The sequence below is a fragment of the Pedobacter folensis genome (assembly GCF_056490665.1).
In genome coordinates this window covers 250,404-271,623 of record NZ_JBWJIF010000001.1, presented here as the reverse complement: position 1 = coordinate 271,623, position 21,220 = coordinate 250,404, and the positions used below count along the sequence as shown (strand labels likewise).

Genomic DNA, 21,220 nt, shown 5'->3' with positions numbered 1-21,220 from the left:
ATTCAGGGAATAAAAATAGAGATTTTCCTGACTTGTCAAAAAATACTTCCATCATACCTAATACATCAACCAGGTTATACGGTTTTCTTATGCCATCTTTGAGAAATCGTCTACTTATAATCAAGCAAAATTCTATTCTTATTTCTTTTTTTTGGGTTTGGGTTCAGGCAGTTCGGCTACAGTGATGCTTACCAGTTTTTTCAGCCAATCGCGATCTTCTAATTGTGCTTCGATTAGAAACTGATTTTTTGCGCCGGGATAAGGCGGTGCTTCCACCACATCTTTTATATAGGCCTTTCCAGATAAAGTTGGTTTGATAAACAGCTTATTGTCGCACACCAGGGCAAACAACTTACCATCAAAATACAAGCCGTATTCGCCAAACATTTTTTTATAGCTAACCTGTTCGGAATAATCTATCTGATCTATTATAAAGTCTACGAATTTCTGGTCTGATGCCATTTGTAATTTGATCTAATTGGAATATGAGTAAGGTTGAAGAATAATCAAAAAGCAGCTTTTAAGTGCATATAAGATCAAATTTAGTCAACTGCACTAAGATAAGCACAATCAACCATTAAATTAAACCTACAGGCAGACTAATCACCGGCTGATTGCTTTTCTTTTAATTCTGGTTTGCAATAATGGGGCTAATCACTAAATTTGCCGCCCAAATGAACAGTTGATGGTTAAGTACATTGTTGTTCTAAACCGTAAAAAAAGAATAAAATGGAAGAAAACGATTTTGTTTCGATCTGGCTGGAAGAAACCGGAAATCCTGCAATTGAGCAACTCACGCAGCTAAACCTGGAAGTTGCCCATAAAACCAGAGACATACTTGCAGAAAAGAGTTCAACAGAAAACGATCTTGCGACTATACTGGATATTAATCCTGATGAAATCAAAAGGTGGTTAACCGGCAGACATGTTTTCAGCGTCAAAACCCTTAACGAAATCGCTGTTGCAATGACTGAAATTACACAAAGAGAACAGCAGCCTGAATTACAATAACTTATTCAACTACACTTGAAGTCGTTGTTAAGGACTGATTTGAATCAATGCGATCTTCTTTGAGCTTAATGTATGACGATACAATGCTCAGCATAATTTCATGATAACGGTTTGTGGTTCCCTTACCGGTACTTACCGAAACAATGTTTGCGTTATCCGCCTCAGCGTGGGTATAAACAATATTAAAAGCTGTTGTTAATAGCCATTCGGGCTGATTTTCGGCACTCAACATCACCTTACAGTTTACTAAACAAACGCCTGTCTTATCGCCTTCCATAACATAAACCAGCGGTAATTCTACAATACCAAAATCGGGTAAATCAACCAATACGTTTATCGTTTTTAACATATATTCCTTTCCGCTCACCAGTGTTACTATTTTCCGGCTTATTGCCTTCGTAGTAATTATGGTATAACGAAGTTGTTAAAAAAAGCAGGCCTTTAATTGGATTTAGACGTATTTATTTGCGTAAACGTTTAAGTAGAAAAGCCTTAAACAGACACGTGAGGGCATAACAGCGCCTGACTAACCGAAGTACAGCCAAAGGTTTACTGTTTAGGGGAACCCTTAATTATTTGTCTGCGGTACTTTCGCTAAAGTTCACTGTTTTGAGCTGACTTACATTCTTTTGTTCCAGGGCTTTTCCGGCATAGCCGGGTTTATTTACACCCCATACCACATTGCTGTTCAGCAGGCTGATGTATCCGGTATTTTCGAAATAAAACCCTGCAATTGCACTTTTAACCAGTCCCTCCACATTGCTTGGCCTACGATCGTATACGCCGCCTTCTTGCTTTGTTGTTTTATCGAGGTATACAGTAACCTGATCAAAGTAGATCCCCGAAATTTTATCTGGACTTTCGCCACTGATGTACACACCACTTTCTCCGGTACACCGGATATTACTGAAATAAATATTTTCGACCGCCCCAACCCTGCCTTTACTTTGTCCCTTTGGCAAACGCCAACCGGCATCTTTATTGTTGCTGCTTGCCCTGGGGTAAGCCGTAATGTAAATCGGCTCTGCCTTGCCCCACCATACATCCGAAAAAAGCTTCGATTCGATAAAGAGGTTGGAGAAAATCACATTATCTACTGTACCCTCATCGCGGTTTTGAATGCCAATGCCGCGGTTGCTCTTCCTGATATTACAATTATTGATGAGGACATTGCTAATCCGGTCCATATTTTCAGAACCTATTTTGATGGCGCATGAGCTGGAAGTCATGGTGCAGTTGCTGATCACGATGTTTTCGCAGGCACCATATTCTTCAAACTCCCGTCTGTTTTTCAAGCAGATACAATCATCACCCGATTCGATAAAACAGTTCGTAATTCTCACATTTTTACTGTGATCCAGATCAATGCCATCGCTGTTACGGATCTTAATGCTGTTCAGCAAGGTGATATTCGATATCGATACATCATTGCAACCCACCAAATGAACTGTCCAGTAGGCTGAATTCTGAAAAGTTACCCCCTCTATATTCAGTTTATTACATCCGATCAGAGTAAGCAAATGCGGTCGCGGATCAACAATATTAAAAGGTTTTAAGACATACGAGTCGTTAAGCTCCTCCCCCATAAAGGAAATCCCATTTCCATCAATCACACCTGTTCCGCTAATGCTCACCTGTTCGAGCTTTTCTCCGCCGATCCAGATGGTGCCTTCGCCTTTATTTTCTCTAAAAGCGCTTTGGGTATACAGTTTTTCATCAGGACTAGCCAAAAGTTTAGCGCCACCTTCTACCCTTAAATTAACGAAGGATTTTAGGTTAAAAGGACCGGTTAAAAACACATGACCAGCGGGTACAATTACCTGTCCGCCGCCAGCCGCTGCACAGGCATCGATAGTTTTCTGAATAGCAACGGCATCGTTGGTTTTGCCATCGCCAACCGCACCATAGGTTTTAATGTTGTATAATTTATTTTGAGCCACTGCGCTAAAAGAAATCAGCAATACCAAAAAGAATAAGGTTTTAATCTTCATAATCAATACGTTAGAAATAAATAAATCAGCTATTTAAAGCTTTGCTTACCAAAAAACAGTATAAAGTGCGGCAAGGATACCACAGATAATCACTGAGGCAATGGTAAATGCAGGAGTAACCTTAAACATGCTGCTGTCAATTTCAAGTCCCTGCGGGTTATCTTTACTTTTCGGATCGGTTAAGGTTACCACAATCATTAATCCTATGATAATCATAAACACCCACGACATTCTGTTTAAGAAAGGAATCGGTGCAATAGCTCCATTGGTAACTGCAGGCAGGAATTTAAATAATGTAGATAAGGGAATGGTTAATAATGCAGCGGTAAGTGCCGCACGCGAAGTGGTTTTCTTCCAGAAAAAGCCCAGTAAAAAGATAGCAAAAACACCCGGCGAAATAAAGCCGACATATTCCTGAATAAACTGATAAACCTGATCGAAACTACGCAATGCGGGAGCAATGATGATCGCAATTAATGATGCAATAACCACAGACCAGCGGCCAACTGAAACCAGGCGCGTTTCTGAAGCTTCGGGTTTGATAAACTTTTTATAAATATCGAGTGTAAAAATGGTGGCTATGCTATTACATTTTCCGGCAAGAGAGGCTACAATAGCGGCAGTAAGCGCAGCAAAAGCCAGTCCTTTTATCCCTGCAGGCAATAAGTTCATCAGTACCGGATAAGCATGATCGGGTTTAACCACTCCCGCAGCATCGAGCATTTCGGAATGGAAATAACCACGTTGATAAAGTACATAGGCCGCAATACCCGGGATAACCACAATTACCGGAATAAGTAATTTTAAAAATGCCGCAAATATTAATCCATTACGTCCGGTTTTTAAATCAGCGCCCAATGCCCTTTGAACGATATACTGATTACAGCCCCAGTAATTTAAATTATTGATCCACAAACCACCTATCAGCACCGCAATACCAGGCAGTTCATTATAAAATTTATCTCCTTTCGAAAATATCATATGAAAATGATCGGATGCTTCACTGCGTAATAAAGGAAGTGAGGCTAAAACACTGGGGGCATCTAATTTTTCGGACACCAGTTTAAGCGCCATATAACAGGTAATCAGTCCGCCTGCCACTAAAACAAAAACCTGTATTACATCGGTATAACCAATTACCTTCATCCCTCCCAAAGTAATAATGGCAGAAAAAATGGCCAGAAAAATGATGCAGATATTAAAAGGAACGCCCGTAATGGTTTCGATGGCAATAGCACCAAGAAAGAAAATGGAAGTTAAGTTTACAAACACATAAACGAGCAGCCAAAAAACAGCCATTAGCGTACTTACCGTATTATTATAGCGGTTAGACAGAAACTGCGGCATCGTGTAAATTTTATTCTTGATGTAAATGGGCAGAAAGAATATGGCTACAATAATGAGCGTAGCGGCGGCCATCCACTCGTAACTGGCAATGGCAAGGCCCATAGCAAAACCCGAACCCGACATGCCAATAAAATGTTCGGCAGAAATATTAGAAGCAATAATTGATGCACCAATGGCCCACCAGGTGAGCGAACCTTCTGCCAGAAAATAATCTTTGGTATCGGTACGTTTTTTCTTCTTGCTCCGATAAACCCAATAGCCGTAAGCCGAAACAATAACAAAATACATCAAAAAAACAGCATAATCGAATGCAGACAAGTGGTTCATAAGGGCTTTTTATATTTGGTTTTTTTTTAAAAATCAGAAAAAATCCCAATGTTGGCGGCTTAATTGGATTATTTAATTACGTAAACGTTTTCGCGTAGCAGACAGCAATAACATGGATTTATTCCCATTAACAGCCCGTCGATTCGCGTTTGATCAGCACCGATTTCAGGATGATATTCTGTTCATCATCGAGTTGTTTATTATTGAGAATTTTGAACAGGCATTTTGCCGCTTCACGCCCGATTTCGAACGCTGGCTGTGTGATTGTAGTAAGCGAAGGGCTCAGCAGTCTGGCGGTATTCAGGTTCGAAAAACTGATTATTTTAACATCATCAGGAATTTTAAGATCTGATTCCCTGCAAGCGCAATAAGCAGGAATGATAAATTCTTCGATGGAAGAAAAAAGTGCATCTGGTTTATCTTTCGCAAGCAACTCCTTAATATGCTGCAGGTTTAATTCTTCGTCATCATGGTATTTAACAACAAGTTGTTCCGCAGCATCTATCCCATGTGTTTTCAATGCATCAAGATAACCGGCAAACCTCGCTTTACCCGCAGGAAGGTTTTCCAATCCATATAAATACGCAATTTTGGTGCAGCCACATTCAATTAAATGTTCAGTCGCCTGAAAAGCTATCTCGTAATCATCGGTGGTTACTTTTACCGCATCCAGATTTTCATAAACACGATCGAAAAATACCAAAGGAATTTTCTTCACCAGATTAGTATAATATTCGCTGTTATATTCACTGCTCGATACTGAGGTAAGAATGCCATCTACACGACCATTTAACAGGCTATTGGTAAAGGCAACTTCTGCTTCTATATTTTCATGGGTTTGGTAAATCAGTACATGATAACCGTATTGCCTGGCAATCTCCTCAATTCCTTTTATAGCCAGTGAGAAAAAATTATTGGCTACACAGGGAATAACCACGGCTACCGTTTTCGTTTTATGGCTCCGCAGGTTGCTGGCTGCCGGATTGGGCGTATAATTTAGTTCCTTAGCCAAAGTCCATACCCTGTTCTTGGTTTTTAAACTAATCTCGTAGCTGTCATTAAGTGCTTTAGAAACGGTTGCTATTGAAATATTCAACTCCTGAGCCAACCGCTTAATATTTACTGCTTCCGCCATGTTATTAAAATTTGTTTTGTTAGTTATTTTATTGAGAAAACGGCTGTTTTTAGCAGTAAAAATTATTGAAACAATAGCTCTGGCGCTTCCTCTTTTTTACCAAAATCTTAAAAAACAAACAGCTGCTGGCAACACAGATCGGGCCGGGTGAAGTTGATGTTCATAACAATTATTTGGTTTAGCAAGCCGATATCTCTTACGACTAAGAAAAGATACCTTGCTTATAAACGAAAATAAGAAATAATCGTAACAACAACGTTTATTTTTTATTATTTAACGTATCTCCCCTCCGAATGCACCTGACCTAAAAATATACCTACGGGTGCAGCAACACAAATTAAATACCTGATTTTAAAATAGTTAAACAAAAAATAGATGTAAAAAATAAAATTTTACTTAATCGTTTACGTAAATAAAATAGGCAGAATATAAAAGTTTAAGCTTTCAAAAACTCAACTTTAACTTATAAAATCAAAGAAAATTTTTTAACCAAATCAATTTCTGGCCTTATGAGAAACCAAAGCGAAGCTTCAAAGGATAATCAAAATCCATTGCAAAATCTTGATCAATGGGAAGAGGATATATTGATCCGCTACCCTGATCCGAAAAACATCAATGCTGAAAAAAAAGAAGAGCAGTTTAGAAATTATGATGAAACAGAAAAGGATAGCGTAAAAGAATTTTACAGGCTTAACCATACCTATCAAACTTATGATTTCGTAAAACAGAAAAAAGCAGATTATTTAAAGTTCGACAAACAGGAGATGCCTATCTGGAGTGCATTTGATTTTCTGAACAAGTTAGTGGATGATTCTGACCCTGATACCGACCTGGACCAGATGCAGCACCTGTTGCAAACATCAGAAGCCATCAGAAACGACGGTCATCCCGATTGGATGGTATTGGTGGGTTTGATCCACGATATGGGTAAGGTGCTTTGTTTATTCGGAGAGCCACAATGGGCGGTAGTAGGCGATACTTTTCCGGTAGGCTGTGCCTATTCAGATAAAATTGTTTATCCTGAATTTTTCAGCCAAAACCCCGATTTCCATAACGAAACCTATCAGACCAAATTGGGTGTTTATACCCAAAATTGCGGTTTGGATCATGTAGACATGTCGTGGGGACATGATGAGTATGTGTACCACATGATGAAGCCATACATTCCGGAGCCAGGATTATACATGCTGCGTTACCATTCTTTTTATTCGCAGCACCGGGAAAATGCATATGATCACCTGATGAGCGAGAAAGACCACGAAATGTTTAAATGGGTAAACCTGTTTAATCCCTACGATCTGTACTCTAAAAACCCCAATCAAAAAAGCTGGGCAGAGCTGCAGCCTTATTATAAAGCGCTTGTGGCCAAATATCTACCGGCTACCATTAAGTTTTAACATGCTATCTCAAAACCATATAACCAAATAAAACAAACCATTTATGAACCTAAATCTACAAAAATCATGAGATTTAAATGTACAAGCTTAAAGTATGGCAGCATCTTTTTGCTGCTTTTACTCATCAGCCAGTCGTTCAATACAGCCTTTGCGCAAACTGAACGAAAAATTACCGGAAACTTAATAGATACCGAAAATAAGCCCGTTATTGGCGCCTCCGTTTCGGTTAAGGGCACTAGCAAAGTAACGGTAACCGGCGATAATGGTGCTTTTAGCATCCCGGCCAAAAGCGGCGACAAACTGGTGTTTACTTTTATGGGTTACGAGCCCAAAGAGATTACCATTGGGGCTGCTTCAAGCTATAAAGTAACCCTAAAAGAAGCGACAGCATCGTTAACAGATGTGGTTGTAGTGGGGTATGGAAAAAGCTCGCGCAAAACTTTATCAAGTGCAATCACCTCGGTAAAACCTGAAGAATTGAATAAAGGTGCCATTGCAGATGTTGGACAATTGCTACAGGGTAAGGTAGCGGGGATGAATATTACGGCCAGTGGCGACCCGAACAAACCCGCAGCCGTTATATTACGTGGCGCCTCTACTGTGAATAGTCCCGGGGCTCCTTTTTACGTGATCGATGGTATACCTGGGGCAGATATCGCGGCAATTGCACCTGCCGATATTGAATCAATTGATGTACTGAAAGATGCCGCTGCAACAGCTATTTACGGTAACCGTGCGGCGAGCGGCGTAATCATGGTAACCACCAAACGGGGCAAATCGGGGAAACCGCAGTTAAACTATAGCGGTTATGCTGCAGCAGAAAAAGTAAGCAGCCAGCTTGATCTGATGAGTGCTGATCAGTTAAGGTCATTTCTGACAACGAATAAAGTAGCCTTTTCGCCAAATGATGATAAAGGCGAAAATGTGAATTGGATGAAAGCCATTGAACGATCTACCGCTTTTTCGCAGAATCACAATCTTTCTTTTAGTGGTGGTGCTGAACATAGCAACTACAGTGCAAGTTTGAACTACTTCACCAAAGAGGGTATTTTGGCCAAAAGTTCATTAGACCGCATTATCGGCCGATTGAATGTTGATCAATACGCTTTTAACGATAAGGTAAAATTTAGCCTAAACCTATCCAATTCGAGCAGCAAATCGATTAATGAACCTTTGCAGAACATCGTTTTATTACAGGCAGCCAAACGTTTACCGGTTTCGCCCATCTATAATGCAGATGGAAGCTATTTTGAAAACCTGAATAATACCGGCTACTTTAATCCGATTGCCATATCAGATAATGCACAGGATGAAACCAAATACAATGTGTTGCTGGGAGGCTTTAATACGGAGGTAAAACTGCCGTTCGGTTTTACCTACAATATCAATTTATATTACCAGAAAACAACCGCTTCACATGGTGAGTTTTATAGCAGTTACTTTGGAAAGTATCCAACATCAAACTTTTACAACAACCCCGATCCTGGTATTGGCATCGCCCACACCCTGATTGGGGGATTGTTTGGCACCAATGGCTCAGCCTTAAGAAGCAATTACGAAAACACCAATAAAACCCTCGAAACATTTTTAACCTGGGATAAAAAAATCGGTGATCATACCATAAATGCGGTATTGGGTTATACTTATCAGGATAATGTTTATGGAGATGGTTTTCAAACTTCCAGCACTAATTTCCCTACCGATTACATTGGTTTCTCCAATCTATCCCTGGGTAATCCTTACGCGATCTCTTCTTACCGTATTAATTTAGGGAACGACCTTACTTATGGCAGAATACTCATGATTTCAGACTTTTTGCGGGTAAATTACAACTATAAAAACAAATATCTTTTTCAAGGATCTATCAGACGTGACGGAAGTTCAGTTTTCGGAAAAAACAACCAGTGGGGTTATTTTCCATCTGCTGGTTTAGCATGGAGAGTGAGTGAAGAAGAATTTATGAAAGGTCAGTCCGTCATCAGTGATTTAAAACTCCGTTTGAGCTATGGTGTAACCGGAAACTCTTCAGGTATCGGTGCTTACACCGGCCAGTTAATTTATGGCATTAGCGGCACATATTATAACAATGGCGTTCAGGCGGCCGCCTATGCACCAATTCAGGGATCAAATCCCGATTTGAAATGGGAAAGAACGGCAACAAAAAACATCGGACTCGATTTCGGTATCTTCAATAACAAAGTTACCGGAAGTGTAGATGTGTACGATAAAAACACAACCGATATGCTTTTCAAATACAATGTACCTGCATCGCTTGTTCCGGGAGGCGCAATATGGGCTAACGGAGGAAGTATTAACAATAAAGGGATCGAAGTTAGCTTAACTACTTCTCCTGTTACAACCAAAAGCTTTTCCTGGTTAAGCACCATCAATATGGCTTACAACAAGAACAAAATTACCAGTTTACAGGGACCTTACGCTAATGGCGATTCTGTCCGTTATTCAGATCCAGAAGGACCGGGCCAAACGAATGCTACCCTGCAGATCCTTAAGGTAGGTTATCCACTTGGTCAGTTTTTCTCGCTGAAATATGCAGGTAAAGATTCAAATGGCAACTCGTTGTTTTATAAACGCGATGGTTCTACCACCACTACCCCAGGTATAGGTACCGATTATTTTTACCTCGGCAGTGCACAGCCAAAAGTATTAATGGGCTGGAGCAACACCTTCAAATATAAAGATCTGGAGCTGAATATCTTTTTAAGGGGAACCTTCGGAAATAAGATATTTAATGCAACACGCGCCGATTTATCGTACACGGCGGGCGCAACGGTTAACAATATACTAAACAGTGCCGCTGATGATAAAATAACGGACACTAGAAACTCCTTCTATTCAGACCGGTATATCGAAAATGGTTCTTATGTGCGCTTAGATAATGCCACCCTGGGTTATAATTTTAAAAACCCTGTTAAATATGTAAACAATATCAGGCTTTATTTATCAACCAACAACTTGTTTACCATTACGGGTTATAAAGGTATCGACCCCGAAATTAACCAGGGAGGCGTTGCACCAGGTATAGATTATAATAATTTCTATCCTAAAACACGTACATTTTTATTAGGCCTAAACGCATCGTTTTAAAAATAAATTTCAAAAACATGAAAAAGATATTATTTGGAATATTGTGTGCACTAACCGGGACACTAATATTCACCTCTTGCCAAAAACTTGAGGTACCCATTACATCTGAGCTTACCCCAGAATCTTATCCGCAAACCGCTGCCCAGTTAACTTCGGCATCGGGGCCGGTATACATCAATCTAAGAAGCGATTATGCCACCACTTACTTCTTTTTACAGAGCAGCTCGACAGATGAGTCAGTCTTGCCAATTTTTGCTTCTGATTGGATCGATGGCAATAAATACCTCGAACTACACCGCCATACCTGGAATAAAGACAATGCCTGGGTTGCTGCAGGCTGGGCATATTTAACCAATATTATTGGCACCGCCAATCAGACCATTTCGATTATCGGCCAATCGGCACCTGCCGGGGCACAAAAAAACACTAGTTTGGCGGAGTTAAAAACCATGCGTGCCCTCTCCTATTTTATGATGATGGATATGTATGGCAATGTACCTTTAGATACTTTATACGGCGTTACAGATTTAAAAACAAATACACCACGTGCACAGGTATTCAACTATGTTGAAAGTGAGCTTAAAGCAGCAATACCTTATTTAAAATCGACCACCGGTATATCAACTTATGGTCTACCGACCAAATACCTGGCTTATTCGATATTGGCAAAAATGTACCTGAACGCCGCCGTATATACCGGCACTGCTCGTTACGATGATTGTATAGCGGCCTGCGACCAGATTATAAATTCAGGTTTATATAGTATAGAACCGATGTCTACTTATCTGCAGATGTTTTATCCAACCAATGGGCCATCGCAGAAAGAGTTTATTTTTGCAATCCCCTTTGATGCATCGACCACTACTGGTAACATGTTTATGGCCCGTTACGATCTGAACCGGAACCTGGGCATACGCTACCAGTACTCTGGCTCAACAGCTGGCTCATTTACCAACCCGGTAATGAACCAAAGTAGTGGCGGCGGTTTAGCAAATAATAAACCAAGCGGACCAAGAATGACCACAACTGAGTTCTATGCAAATTTTACCGACGCTAACGATATCAGAAATAAACAATGGCTGGCCGGCCCGCAGTACTGGCCAGATGGAAGCCCCATAATGGTGAGCACTACAAATTTAGGGTACGATCAGTTTTACACAGGTGGTACGCCTGCCGGCGCTTTAACTTATCAGCTGAACTTAAGCCCGTTGAGCAGTTCACGTTTAGGTGCAAATGCTTACGATTTGGGAAAAGATGAAATTGCCTGGAATACCGGTTACCGCAACATTAAATTTATAGCGGATTATACCAATCCAACCAACCGGAACCAAAATAACGACATGCCTTTATTCCGCTATTCGGATATTATTTTAATGAAAGCAGAAGCCATATTCAGAGGTGGAAGCCCAACACTTGGTGCAACTGCATTAGGCCTGGTAAATAACGTAAGAAGTAACCGGACAACTTCGGCAGCATTAGGTGCATTAACTTTGGATGTACTTTACAACGAACGTTCAAAAGAATTTGCCTGGGAAACCTGGCACCGCAACGATATGATCAGATTCGGGAAATTTGAGAATAGTTATGGTTTGTCTAAAACAAATACCGACACTTATCGCCGTATATTTCCAATTCCTAGCACAGCTATAGCAACAAACAATAAACTGGTTCAAAACCCTGGTTACAACTAACCTGCACTTTACCGGAAATTTCTCTGGCTTTTAAGCCGGAGAAATTTCTTTTCCAATCATGCTAAACACATGATCCATTAAAATCCTTCAAAAATCTTAAATTTATTGTCAGCAGGAAACCATTGCTTCATGATTAAGAAACAAAATCAAGCATTGCAGTCAAATAGATTACCGCGATAACATGCCCGATACTGAAACCATACAACAGAATATACACACTCCAAATAAGAAAAGGCTACTTTCGCTAGATGCGCTTCGCGGCTTTGATATGTTCTGGATCATTAGCGGTGAAGGCATCTTTCATGGACTGGCTAGCGGCGTAATGAAAGAACATGCTTTAATCAGGGATCCCAGCAATTGGAAGATTGCAACCAATAAGAGTCTATCATTTTTCGAGGAGCTATTAATTGGCATCAGTAATCAGCTGCACCACAGTCCATGGAATGGTTTTACTTTCTATGATCTGATTTTTCCCCTCTTCATCTTCATATCGGGTGTTGCTATGCCTTTTTCGTATGAGAAACATTTAAGCACAAAACACGACAATCAAAATTCGGCAAAAAACATTTATACCGCCCTGATCAGAAGAACTTTGATTTTAATTATACTTGGAATGGTGGTAAACGGTTTATTAAAATGGCAGGGTTACGAAGCGACCCGTTTTGCCAGTGTGCTCGGTCGTATTGCCCTTTCTACTTTTTTTGCGGCCTTGATTTACCTTAATTTTTCACGAAACCAACAGATCATCTGGCTGGCAGGTATTTTGGTGGGTTACTATATTTTTATGATCATGATACCCGTACCGGGTTTCGGAAATGCGGTATTAACACCCGAAGGGAACCTCGCCGCCTATATCGACCGTTTGTGGTTACCCGGGAAACTTCATCGAAGCGTTTACGATCCCGAAGGATTACTCAGCACCATTCCTGCAATCGCAACAGCGCTACTGGGCGTATTTACAGGGTCATTTCTTCATTCAAAAAATAACCGCTTTACTCCGAATAAAAAAGTTATTTTACTCCTTACAGCAGGATTGGTGCTCATTTTAGCCGGATTATTCTGGAATATCTTTTTTCCGATCAATAAAAACATGTGGACGAGTTCTTTTGTACTGCTGACTGGCGGCTTTAGTGTTATTTTATTGGCGTTGTTCTATTACATTATTGACATTAGCGGTCATCAAAAATGGAGCACGCCCTTCATCTGGATAGGCACCAATTCTATTTTAATTTATGTTTGTGCGCATGGGCTTTTCAATTTCGAATCTACTTCGCAATTCCTCTTTGGTGGAATTATAACTAAACTACCTTTAATCTGGCAGCAGGCAGGATTATGGACTGGTGTATTGTTGATCCAGCTTGCGATATTGAAATTTCTTTATGTTAGAAAATGGTTCTTAAAAATTTAACGAGCAATTTTCTATTAAAAACACCAGATTACCACTAGGCATTAATAAACGATAAAAGAACTTCCGTAATATTGATTTTTATATCCATTATTTCTATATGTTGCTAACTGATTTAAAAAAGATAACATCAAATTATAAAAAGAGACTACAATTGCTGTTCCTTTTAGCTGCAGCTAGCACTTATACCGATGTTACATATGCACAGCAGCAGCATTTAATTCCTTATGTTCAACCCTTTTCGGGTACTTCGGCTAGCACTACACTGGCAAGTCAGCACATCGAAGATAAAACAGAGCGTTTGGCCAATACCATCCCGGCGGTTGCGCCACCATTCAGCATGACCCAGTGGACGCCACAAACACAACTGACTGAAAAAAAATGCCTTGCCCCTTATTATTATAACAACAAAAAGTTTTATGGCTTTAGGGCAACGCACTGGATTAGCGGTTCATGTACGCAGGATTACGGAAGCTTTACCATAATGCCCATTTCTGGCCAGCTTAAAACCCAATCAGCTCAATATGCAGAAGATTATATACACGAAAACGAAGTTTCTACCCCATCCTATTATAAGCTAAAATTAGCTCGTCATCAACTGTTAACAGAAATTACAGCCAGTCTTAGAAGCGGTGTAATGCGAATCACCGCGCTAAAAACAGATAGCGTTTATATCCTGGTTACACCCAACAGCGATCAAAACAAGGGTTTTATTCAAATTGATGCAGAAAAAGGTGAAATTTCCGGTTATAATCCTGTTCACCGGATTTATCAGGGATGGGGAACACCTGCGGGCTTTAGTGGTTATTTCTTCATCCGTTTTAAAAAAGTCTTTACTTCAGCAGGGGTTTATAGCGAGGGCCATATTTTCAATCAGCAAAGCATCAGCAACAAAAAAGACATTGGTGCTTTTGCAGGCTTTAAACTGCAAAAGGGAGCGCAACTCATCGTGTATTCAGGTACTTCTTTTACCAGTATCGATGCAGCCAGGGCCAACCTGGAAAGTGAAATTAAACATGATACCTTCGATAAGGTGTTGGCACGAACGAAACAGATTTGGGAAAAATCGTTATCACAGGTAAACATTACAGATACCAATGAAAAAGGAAAAAAAATCTTTTACACGGCCCTTTATCATGCCATGCAACATCCCAGGTTATACAATGATGTAGATGGGAAATATCCACAGTTTGATGGGAAATATCAGAACAAAACCATAAATAAAGGCGATTATTATGATGATTTTTCGATGTGGGATATTTACCGCGCACAACTGCCCTTAATTGAATTACTGAAACCCGATTTAGCAAATAGCTTTGTTCATTCAATGATCTTAAAAGGCCAGCAAGGTGGCTGGATGCCCATTTTCCCCTGCTGGAACAATTATACTGCCGCTATGATTGGCGATCACACTACCGCCTTTATCGCCTCGGCTTACAATAAAGGCATCCGTAATTACGATATTAATGAAGCCTACCGGCTGATGCGACAGAATGCCTTTCAAATGCCCGATTCTGTTGATTATTTGAATGGAAAAGGCAGGCGTGGCATTAACAGTTACTTAAAATACGGCTATATCCCAATGGAAGACAGTATCCCTGATGCTTTTCATAAAAGGGAACAGGTGAGCCGGACTTTAGAATATGCTTATGATGATTATGCCCTTGCCAGCGTAGCTAAAGATTTGGGCAAAGAAGCCGATTACCAGCAACTGTTGAAACGATCATTTAACTACCGGAACGTTTTTGATCCAAAGGTGGGAATGGTTCGGGGGCGTTTTTCTAACGGGAACTGGTATAATCCTTTTTATCCCGATCACCGTGAAGCCTATATTACGGAAGGAACCCCAAGACAGTATACTTTTTACGTACCTCATGATATGCCCGGATTGATTAAATTAATGGGCGGAAGCAAAAAACTCGAAAATGAACTGGATGCTCTTTTCGACAAGAAGGAATACTGGCATGGGAACGAACCTGGTCACCAGATCCCCTTTTTATATAATTATACCGCTTCACCCTGGAAAACCCAGCTGCAGGTATCGCGCATTCTGGCAGAAGAGTATGGTGAAGGTGCTGGTGGTTTAAGTGGAAACGACGATGCCGGACAGATGTCGGCATGGTATGTTTTTGCAGCACTCGGCTTTTATCCGGTAGATCCTGTTTCAGGAAACTACCAACTCACCAGCCCCTTGTTTAAGCAAACCACCATTTCTTTTAATAACGGCAAAAAATTAACCATTATAGCCATTAAAAAGAGTAAAAAATCTATTTATAGCTCAAAAATCACTTTAAATGGAAAGATTTTTACAAAAAACCAGATTACACATCAATCGCTGATTCAGGGCGGCAAATTGGTCTTTTATCTGGAAGATCAACCGGCCATGCTTCGAATCCTGAAAAACCAGTCTAAACAGCAGTAAGCCTGAATGAATATCTATACAACTCAATTTCTAAATAAAACTAGGATCATAAGTAGCGCACTTAGTACCAGGATAAAAAGTATCATCCTTTTAGGGAAGACGCTTTCAGGCACCTCATTCTCGGTTTTATCTGATGTATTTAAAGTTTTCTTTTCCACCTTCATTGTTATCATGGTATAGGTGTTGATTTGACTATATCTCTGCCAAAAAGATTAACTGCAGAAAAATTTTTATATTTAATTGTTGGTCATAACGCTCAAAACATTTATGTTAAAATACCTGCTTACCATTATTCTATTGCTTGGTGTTCTGCAAATAAAAGCTCAGCAGCAACTTCCTCCTGAAAAATTGATCCTTGGGAAATGGAAATACGACATAAGCTACGATACCATTGCTGTAGTAGACACTTCACACTTCCATGGCAAATGGGAAGCACCATTGTTCTTTTTACAGATCAGTTTCAAAAAAAGCGTGGCGCTATTGTCAGACCTTCCAGAAAAAAGGAAGGCCATGTGGGAGATCAAAAACGGAAATGAACTTTATTTCTATCTAGATGATAAAAAAGTTTTAAAATACCGCATAACCAAGCTCACCAAACGGGCTTTGGAGCTGAGGACAGAAGGCGTCCCTATTAGTACATTGGGTTATAAACGGTAAAGTAGAGACATTGCGAAGTACTTATTGATATGCTTTCTTCTTTAATAAAAAAATATCTCCTAATTTATTAAAAACCAGGAGATATAGACTCATAAAAAAACCTTGTCCAATATCCAGAACCTGTTATTTTGCCCCCGTATCAGTTGAAATCAAGGGTTTGGCAATTACAATCTTCAAAGCCGCATCAGCAGGAAAACCTGCTTTAATTAGCGCATCATAAAAATCTTTTGTAATCTTGGCAACTTGATTTATTACCTCAGGTTTACTCAATGTATTTAATTGTGCAGTAAGCATTCCTGAATACATGTTGTTTACCATTGAACCGAGGTTGGCCATATCTCCAATGTTTGGTACCATGTTGATATTATCTTTTAATGGTGATGGAGGTGATAAAACCACATCGAATGCGGTATTTCCATTACGCTCTTCTGGCTGCGATCTATTTAAATCAACATTAAAATAATTTAGAAAGGTAATACCATTATCCATTTCGGCTATTGATCTCGCTCTTTCGATAACATTGATATTTTTAGTACCTGGTTTTAATTTTTCAAAATATACTTTAAAATTTACTTTCTGACCTGCTTCTTTAGCTTCGAAACGTGATGGTCTTAATGGAATTCCCTCTGACTTGACATAATTATATCGTTCTTCGCCATTGGCATCCTGCAGATACATACTTTTGTTCAACTGCACCCAATCACCTTCGGCAGCACTGGTATATTGAAAAGAAACTATCGTATTTTGATTATTGGTTTCTACTGCTGTAATAATGGTTTTCTGATCTTCAGAACTATTTACAAAGGGAAACTTGATTGATTGGCCAAATACAGTGGCTGATAGCATCAGAGATGCTGCTAACAATTTAATTGATTTCATTTTTTAAGGTTGGTTAAATATAGATTTAAGAGTTTCATGTCCAGTTCTTCTTTTCCGGAAATATAAAATGATATTTTTTTTAATACCCAGCTATAAGACTCAAGTGATCACATTTATGGCAAAGCCACTGAAATGAGTATTTTAAATGAACTTGTTTTGCTGGTAGAAGAATCGAGTAACTTATTTATGGTTTGGGCAAATGTACTCTGATTACATTCAGATACAATTAGCAGATGACAGAGAGATTTTTGGAGCATGAAAACATTATTTAGCTTTAACAAAGATGATATAAAGCCTTGTAAAAAACAATTCATTATTTAGTTAAATTGTTTCAACTAATGAGACCTAAAATCAGGTCTTCATAAATATTTTCAAAAGCAGGGCTAAAGTATTTTGCCATACCACTACAGCTTGCGGAAACCCTCTACAATGTTCCTTATAAAAAATGGAAAATGCCAAAAATGATTATCTTAGTAAAGAAGACTAAGAACTGTTATTTGTGCTGAATGATTTAAATGCTTTAAATACATAACGCTTTAACCACTCAAATAAATTAATATGCAATCAACTACCCTTTTTCGAGCTAAAAACGGACTCACTACCTTCCTTGTCTTTTTGAATATGATATTGATTTGCCAAAGTTCTTACGCTCAGTTAAATCATGTTACAGACTCTGTTCGCATGAAAAATAGCTTTTGGAATTCAAAGCCGGTTAGGGTTTCTGCTGTTCCAGCCCTATTGCTGGCAGGAAGTGCAGCCACATGGGGAATAAGAAAAGATGTGCGCAGTTTTCGCAACCGCTACTTGCCGACCTTCCGATACCATTATGACGACTATTTGCAGTATGCCCCTGTGGTAACCGTATTAGGGTTGAATGCTGCAGGAGTGAAAGGAAAGCATAAAATGGGTAGAGCACTTGTTTCCTATGCTTTCTCCGCAGTAATTATGGCTTCGGTAGTGAATACAGTAAAATATACGGCAAAAGTTGAGCGGCCAGACGGAAGTTCAAAAAATTCATATCCATCAGGGCACACGGCCAATTCTTTTATGAATGCTACATTTCTGCATAAGGAATATGGCCAATACCGTTCTCCGCTATATAGTGTAGGTGCCTACACCGCTGCTACGGCTACTGCAGTGGGCAGGGAATTGAACAACCGCCATTGGATCTCTGATGTGCTGGCAGGTGCCGGAATTGGCATTCTATCAACAGAACTTGGTTATATTGTTGCCGATAAAATTTTTAAAGAAAACGGCACACATATCAAGTTAAAGAATAATCATGTTCCTGTACGTCTTAAACCGAGTTTCATCGAGCTTAAATTAGGCTATGCCCAAGCTTTGAGTAAAGACCTTACCGCACGATCTGAAGATCTTTTTGCAAGAGGTGGTTTTAATTTTGGTATAGATGGCGCCTGGTTTTTTAGCCAGAATTTCGGGATTGGCGGAGAGTTCGCTTTTTCAAGTTTCCCAATAAACGACGACAACCTCAAATTCAACGACATAGATATCCCAATAGTTAGCGAAGGGCATTATACCCAGCCAATGGGTATCCGTTATATTCATGCAGGTCCGTATTTTAATATTCCGCTCGCCAGAAACTGGTTTATAACCGGAAAACTAGGTGCCGGAACAGCTGTAGGCGCACAAGGTGAAATTATCCTGAACCTAAGGGAAGATTTCCAGCGGCTTTTCGGTACAGCAGAATTACCTTATTTCAGATACAAACCAGAAAGTTCGTTCAGCTGGTCAGCAGGTGCAGGGATCCAGAAACAGATCAAAAGAAATATTGGGATCAAAGCCTATGTTAATTATTTTAATTCAGATAACGACTTCAAACTTGATATAATAGAAGAGATCGACCAGGATGGTACTTATCGTTTCAAAGACTATGGGATGGAAAAAGTTAAATTTGACAACCTAGCCTTTGGATTGAGCCTCACCGCTTATCTCTGGTAATCAAGCAATTCATTAATCTGTATCTATGGAGACCTTCACCCACATCAAAACTGTTCTCGGTATTATTCTGGGGCTAAGCATCACGCACTCATTAAAAGGTGTAGTTAAAATCATTGAGCACCCTGACCGGTTAAAACCATACACCATACACCTATTGTGGGCTTTTTATATGTTTTTAAGTACGGTGTACTTTTGGTGGTTTGAGGTTCACTTAACCGAAATAAAACATTGGGATTTTCTAAAATACCTGTTTTTGGTGATTTATGTGATCACTTACTACACCTTAGCTGCCTTGCTGTTTCCTGAAGATATGAGGGATTACAAAGATTATAAAACCTATTTTTTGTCGCGGAAAAAGTGGTTTTATTCTATCCTGGCTGTACTCTTTTTATTTGATGCTGTAGATACTTATTTAAAAGGTCCTGGTTATCATACAGAAATGTTAAAAGTTTATCCCATCAGAGAGTTTATTCACATTATTGCTTGCCTTAACGCTGCAAGAACAAACAATAAATGGGTGCATCTGATTACCGTATCAGCATTTATTATATTTCAGTGTTACTGGATACTAAATTACTATATGAATGGCTAGCTACACCCTACTTAACATTTTAAAAAAAACACATCCCCCACTAAACGCTTAACAAATAAACAACAAGCTGCTAACCTTAAGGAAACTTAGATGGGCTAAATTAGAAATGCGTTTGTATGCTCTAAGCAGAAAACAGGTAAATAACATGTTTCAATAAAACAGAAAGCTATGAAACCGCAGACCCGAACGATCCCCGGAAAACTTGTAGATTTTGATTACAACAGGTACCGGCTGCCAACCTTTGTCATGCAATTTAAACCCTCCGTTTATCAGGATGGCGATTGCTATTATGCGGTATTATCCTTTGAAGAGGAACACGATGTTTCAGGCCTTGGCACTTCTCCAGAAGATGCACTGATAGACTGGAATGATAAAGTATGCGAAATGCTCGCCTTGTCTGCCCCTTTACGTACATCGTTAAATGCTAAAAATAAGTTACCATAAAAGCATATACCCTATCTTCAACATTTGCTTGTGCCAACGATTTCCAACCAAAAGGGAATTCCTGGGCAGGATAGCTTTAACAATAATATTATCTATATTGAACGTGTTATTAAGCTTAGATCATGGCAACTCCCTCAGTTATGTACTTAATCCGTCATAACGAAAATTTGAAAAGTTTAGGCTTTTAATTACTTTTATCATCATCCGAAAAGCTAAACTAAAGAATCATGGCCGGTGCACAGGAAAACAGCAAATGGGACTCCTATAACGGAGCTTCCCCACTTATTGCCCTATACAATAGCTTTCATCCCTTAACTGTAGAAATGGAGGCACTAATCGATTCCCTCACCTTTCCGGTAAGCTTTCGTAAAAACAGATACATTATTTCGCCGATAGACCGCAACAGATATCTTTACCTGATTTTAAAAGGAGTAGTGAGGGGATTCTACAAGGATTCGGGAACTGAAATTACTTCGTGGATATGCCAGGAATATGAAATTGTAGGAACCATCCGCAATCTATGGACTGCTGAAGAATCAGACGAATACCTGCAGGCCATAGAAGATGTAGAGCTGATTGCCATACCTCATGAGCTCACTACTATGCTTTATAAAAATTTTCCAGAGGCAAACATTATTGGGAGAAAGATTATGGAGCTTCATTACAGAGGGGCCTACGACAGGGGTTTTATCTGCCAGATCCCATCTGCTACGGGGCGTTATAAACACCTGCTTCAAGCCTTTCCCTGGATGATTGACCGTGTGCCGCTCCGATACGTCGCATCATTTATCGGACTACGACTGGAAACGCTCAGCAGGATCCGATCAAGCGAAAACAAAAAAACATAAGACTGCTTTT

At 39.6% G+C, this 21,220-nt stretch carries 17 protein-coding genes; 11 read left to right on the top strand and 6 right to left on the bottom strand.

The annotated features are described in order from the left end of the window. Nucleotides 1–138 precede the first annotated feature (138 nt). Nucleotides 139–462, bottom strand: coding sequence for a TfoX/Sxy family protein (locus tag AC04QZ_RS01055; protein WP_086545813.1), 324 nt, complete (start codon nt 460–462; stop codon nt 139–141). 267 nt (nt 463–729) lie between these two features. Here AC04QZ_RS01055 and AC04QZ_RS01050 point away from each other — a divergent pair, with 267 nt between their 5' ends. Next, on the top strand, nt 730–1,011 hold the full coding sequence (locus AC04QZ_RS01050) for a hypothetical protein (protein WP_086545812.1): 282 nt from the start codon (nt 730–732) through the stop codon (nt 1,009–1,011). Between the two features lies 1 nt (nt 1,012). On the opposite strand, the gene AC04QZ_RS01045 is transcribed toward AC04QZ_RS01050, so the two are convergent. The 4 genes from AC04QZ_RS01045 to AC04QZ_RS01030 all read right to left on the bottom strand — a co-directional run bounded on the left by AC04QZ_RS01045 (nt 1,013) and on the right by AC04QZ_RS01030 (nt 5,811). Beyond that, entirely contained in the window at nt 1,013–1,378 is a 366-nt protein-coding gene (locus tag AC04QZ_RS01045) for a hypothetical protein (RefSeq protein WP_478356219.1), read from the bottom strand. A 205-nt stretch (nt 1,379–1,583) separates the two neighbouring features. Further along, complete coding sequence (locus AC04QZ_RS01040) at nt 1,584–3,002, bottom strand: glycoside hydrolase family 28 protein (protein ID WP_478356218.1); 1,419 nt, start codon at nt 3,000–3,002, stop codon at nt 1,584–1,586. Between the two features lie 45 nt (nt 3,003–3,047). Further along, nucleotides 3,048–4,676: a sodium/sugar symporter gene (locus AC04QZ_RS01035; RefSeq protein WP_478356217.1), complete on the bottom strand. Its 1,629-nt coding sequence runs from the start codon at nt 4,674–4,676 to the stop codon at nt 3,048–3,050. A gap of 127 nt (nt 4,677–4,803) precedes the next feature. After that, a complete protein-coding gene (locus AC04QZ_RS01030) occupies nt 4,804–5,811 on the bottom strand; it encodes a LacI family DNA-binding transcriptional regulator (RefSeq protein WP_478356216.1) in 1,008 nt (335 codons plus the stop codon). A 509-nt stretch (nt 5,812–6,320) separates the two neighbouring features. On the opposite strand from AC04QZ_RS01030, the gene AC04QZ_RS01025 reads away from it, so the two are divergent. From AC04QZ_RS01025 to AC04QZ_RS01000, 6 genes are all read left to right on the top strand, one after another. Continuing rightward, complete coding sequence (locus tag AC04QZ_RS01025; RefSeq protein ID WP_478356215.1) at nt 6,321–7,208, top strand: inositol oxygenase family protein; 888 nt, start codon at nt 6,321–6,323, stop codon at nt 7,206–7,208. Between the two features lie 66 nt (nt 7,209–7,274). Then, nucleotides 7,275–10,313 (top strand): SusC/RagA family TonB-linked outer membrane protein, encoded by a 3,039-nt coding sequence (locus AC04QZ_RS01020; RefSeq protein ID WP_478356214.1) that lies wholly within the window; start codon nt 7,275–7,277, stop codon nt 10,311–10,313. 17 nt (nt 10,314–10,330) lie between these two features. Continuing rightward, nucleotides 10,331–12,004, top strand: a complete 1,674-nt coding sequence (locus AC04QZ_RS01015) for a RagB/SusD family nutrient uptake outer membrane protein (RefSeq protein ID WP_086545805.1) — start codon at nt 10,331–10,333, stop codon at nt 12,002–12,004. A 181-nt stretch (nt 12,005–12,185) separates the two neighbouring features. Further along, nucleotides 12,186–13,412 carry an acyltransferase family protein gene (locus AC04QZ_RS01010; protein ID WP_478356213.1) on the top strand — a complete coding sequence of 409 codons (1,227 nt, stop codon included), beginning with the start codon at nt 12,186–12,188 and terminating at the stop codon, nt 13,410–13,412. A gap of 151 nt (nt 13,413–13,563) precedes the next feature. Continuing rightward, nucleotides 13,564–15,831: a GH92 family glycosyl hydrolase gene (locus tag AC04QZ_RS01005; RefSeq protein ID WP_478356212.1), complete on the top strand. Its 2,268-nt coding sequence runs from the start codon at nt 13,564–13,566 to the stop codon at nt 15,829–15,831. Between the two features lie 267 nt (nt 15,832–16,098). After that, nucleotides 16,099–16,488, top strand: coding sequence for a hypothetical protein (locus tag AC04QZ_RS01000; RefSeq protein WP_478356210.1), 390 nt, complete (start codon nt 16,099–16,101; stop codon nt 16,486–16,488). Between the two features lie 123 nt (nt 16,489–16,611). On the opposite strand, the gene AC04QZ_RS00995 is transcribed toward AC04QZ_RS01000, so the two are convergent. Then, complete coding sequence (locus tag AC04QZ_RS00995; protein ID WP_478356209.1) at nt 16,612–17,367, bottom strand: hypothetical protein; 756 nt, start codon at nt 17,365–17,367, stop codon at nt 16,612–16,614. A 681-nt stretch (nt 17,368–18,048) separates the two neighbouring features. On the opposite strand from AC04QZ_RS00995, the gene AC04QZ_RS00990 reads away from it, so the two are divergent. From AC04QZ_RS00990 to AC04QZ_RS00975, 4 genes are all read left to right on the top strand, one after another. Then, complete coding sequence (locus AC04QZ_RS00990; RefSeq protein ID WP_478356208.1) at nt 18,049–19,326, top strand: phosphatase PAP2 family protein; 1,278 nt, start codon at nt 18,049–18,051, stop codon at nt 19,324–19,326. Between the two features lie 25 nt (nt 19,327–19,351). Continuing rightward, nucleotides 19,352–19,918, top strand: coding sequence for a hypothetical protein (locus AC04QZ_RS00985; protein WP_478356207.1), 567 nt, complete (start codon nt 19,352–19,354; stop codon nt 19,916–19,918). 168 nt (nt 19,919–20,086) lie between these two features. Beyond that, the gene (locus AC04QZ_RS00980) at nt 20,087–20,362 is read left to right on the top strand and encodes a hypothetical protein (RefSeq protein ID WP_478356206.1); all 276 of its coding nucleotides are present in this window, start codon (nt 20,087–20,089) and stop codon (nt 20,360–20,362) included. Between the two features lie 227 nt (nt 20,363–20,589). Further along, nucleotides 20,590–21,210, top strand: a complete 621-nt coding sequence (locus tag AC04QZ_RS00975) for a Crp/Fnr family transcriptional regulator (protein ID WP_086545791.1) — start codon at nt 20,590–20,592, stop codon at nt 21,208–21,210. Nucleotides 21,211–21,220: the final 10 nt, after the last annotated feature.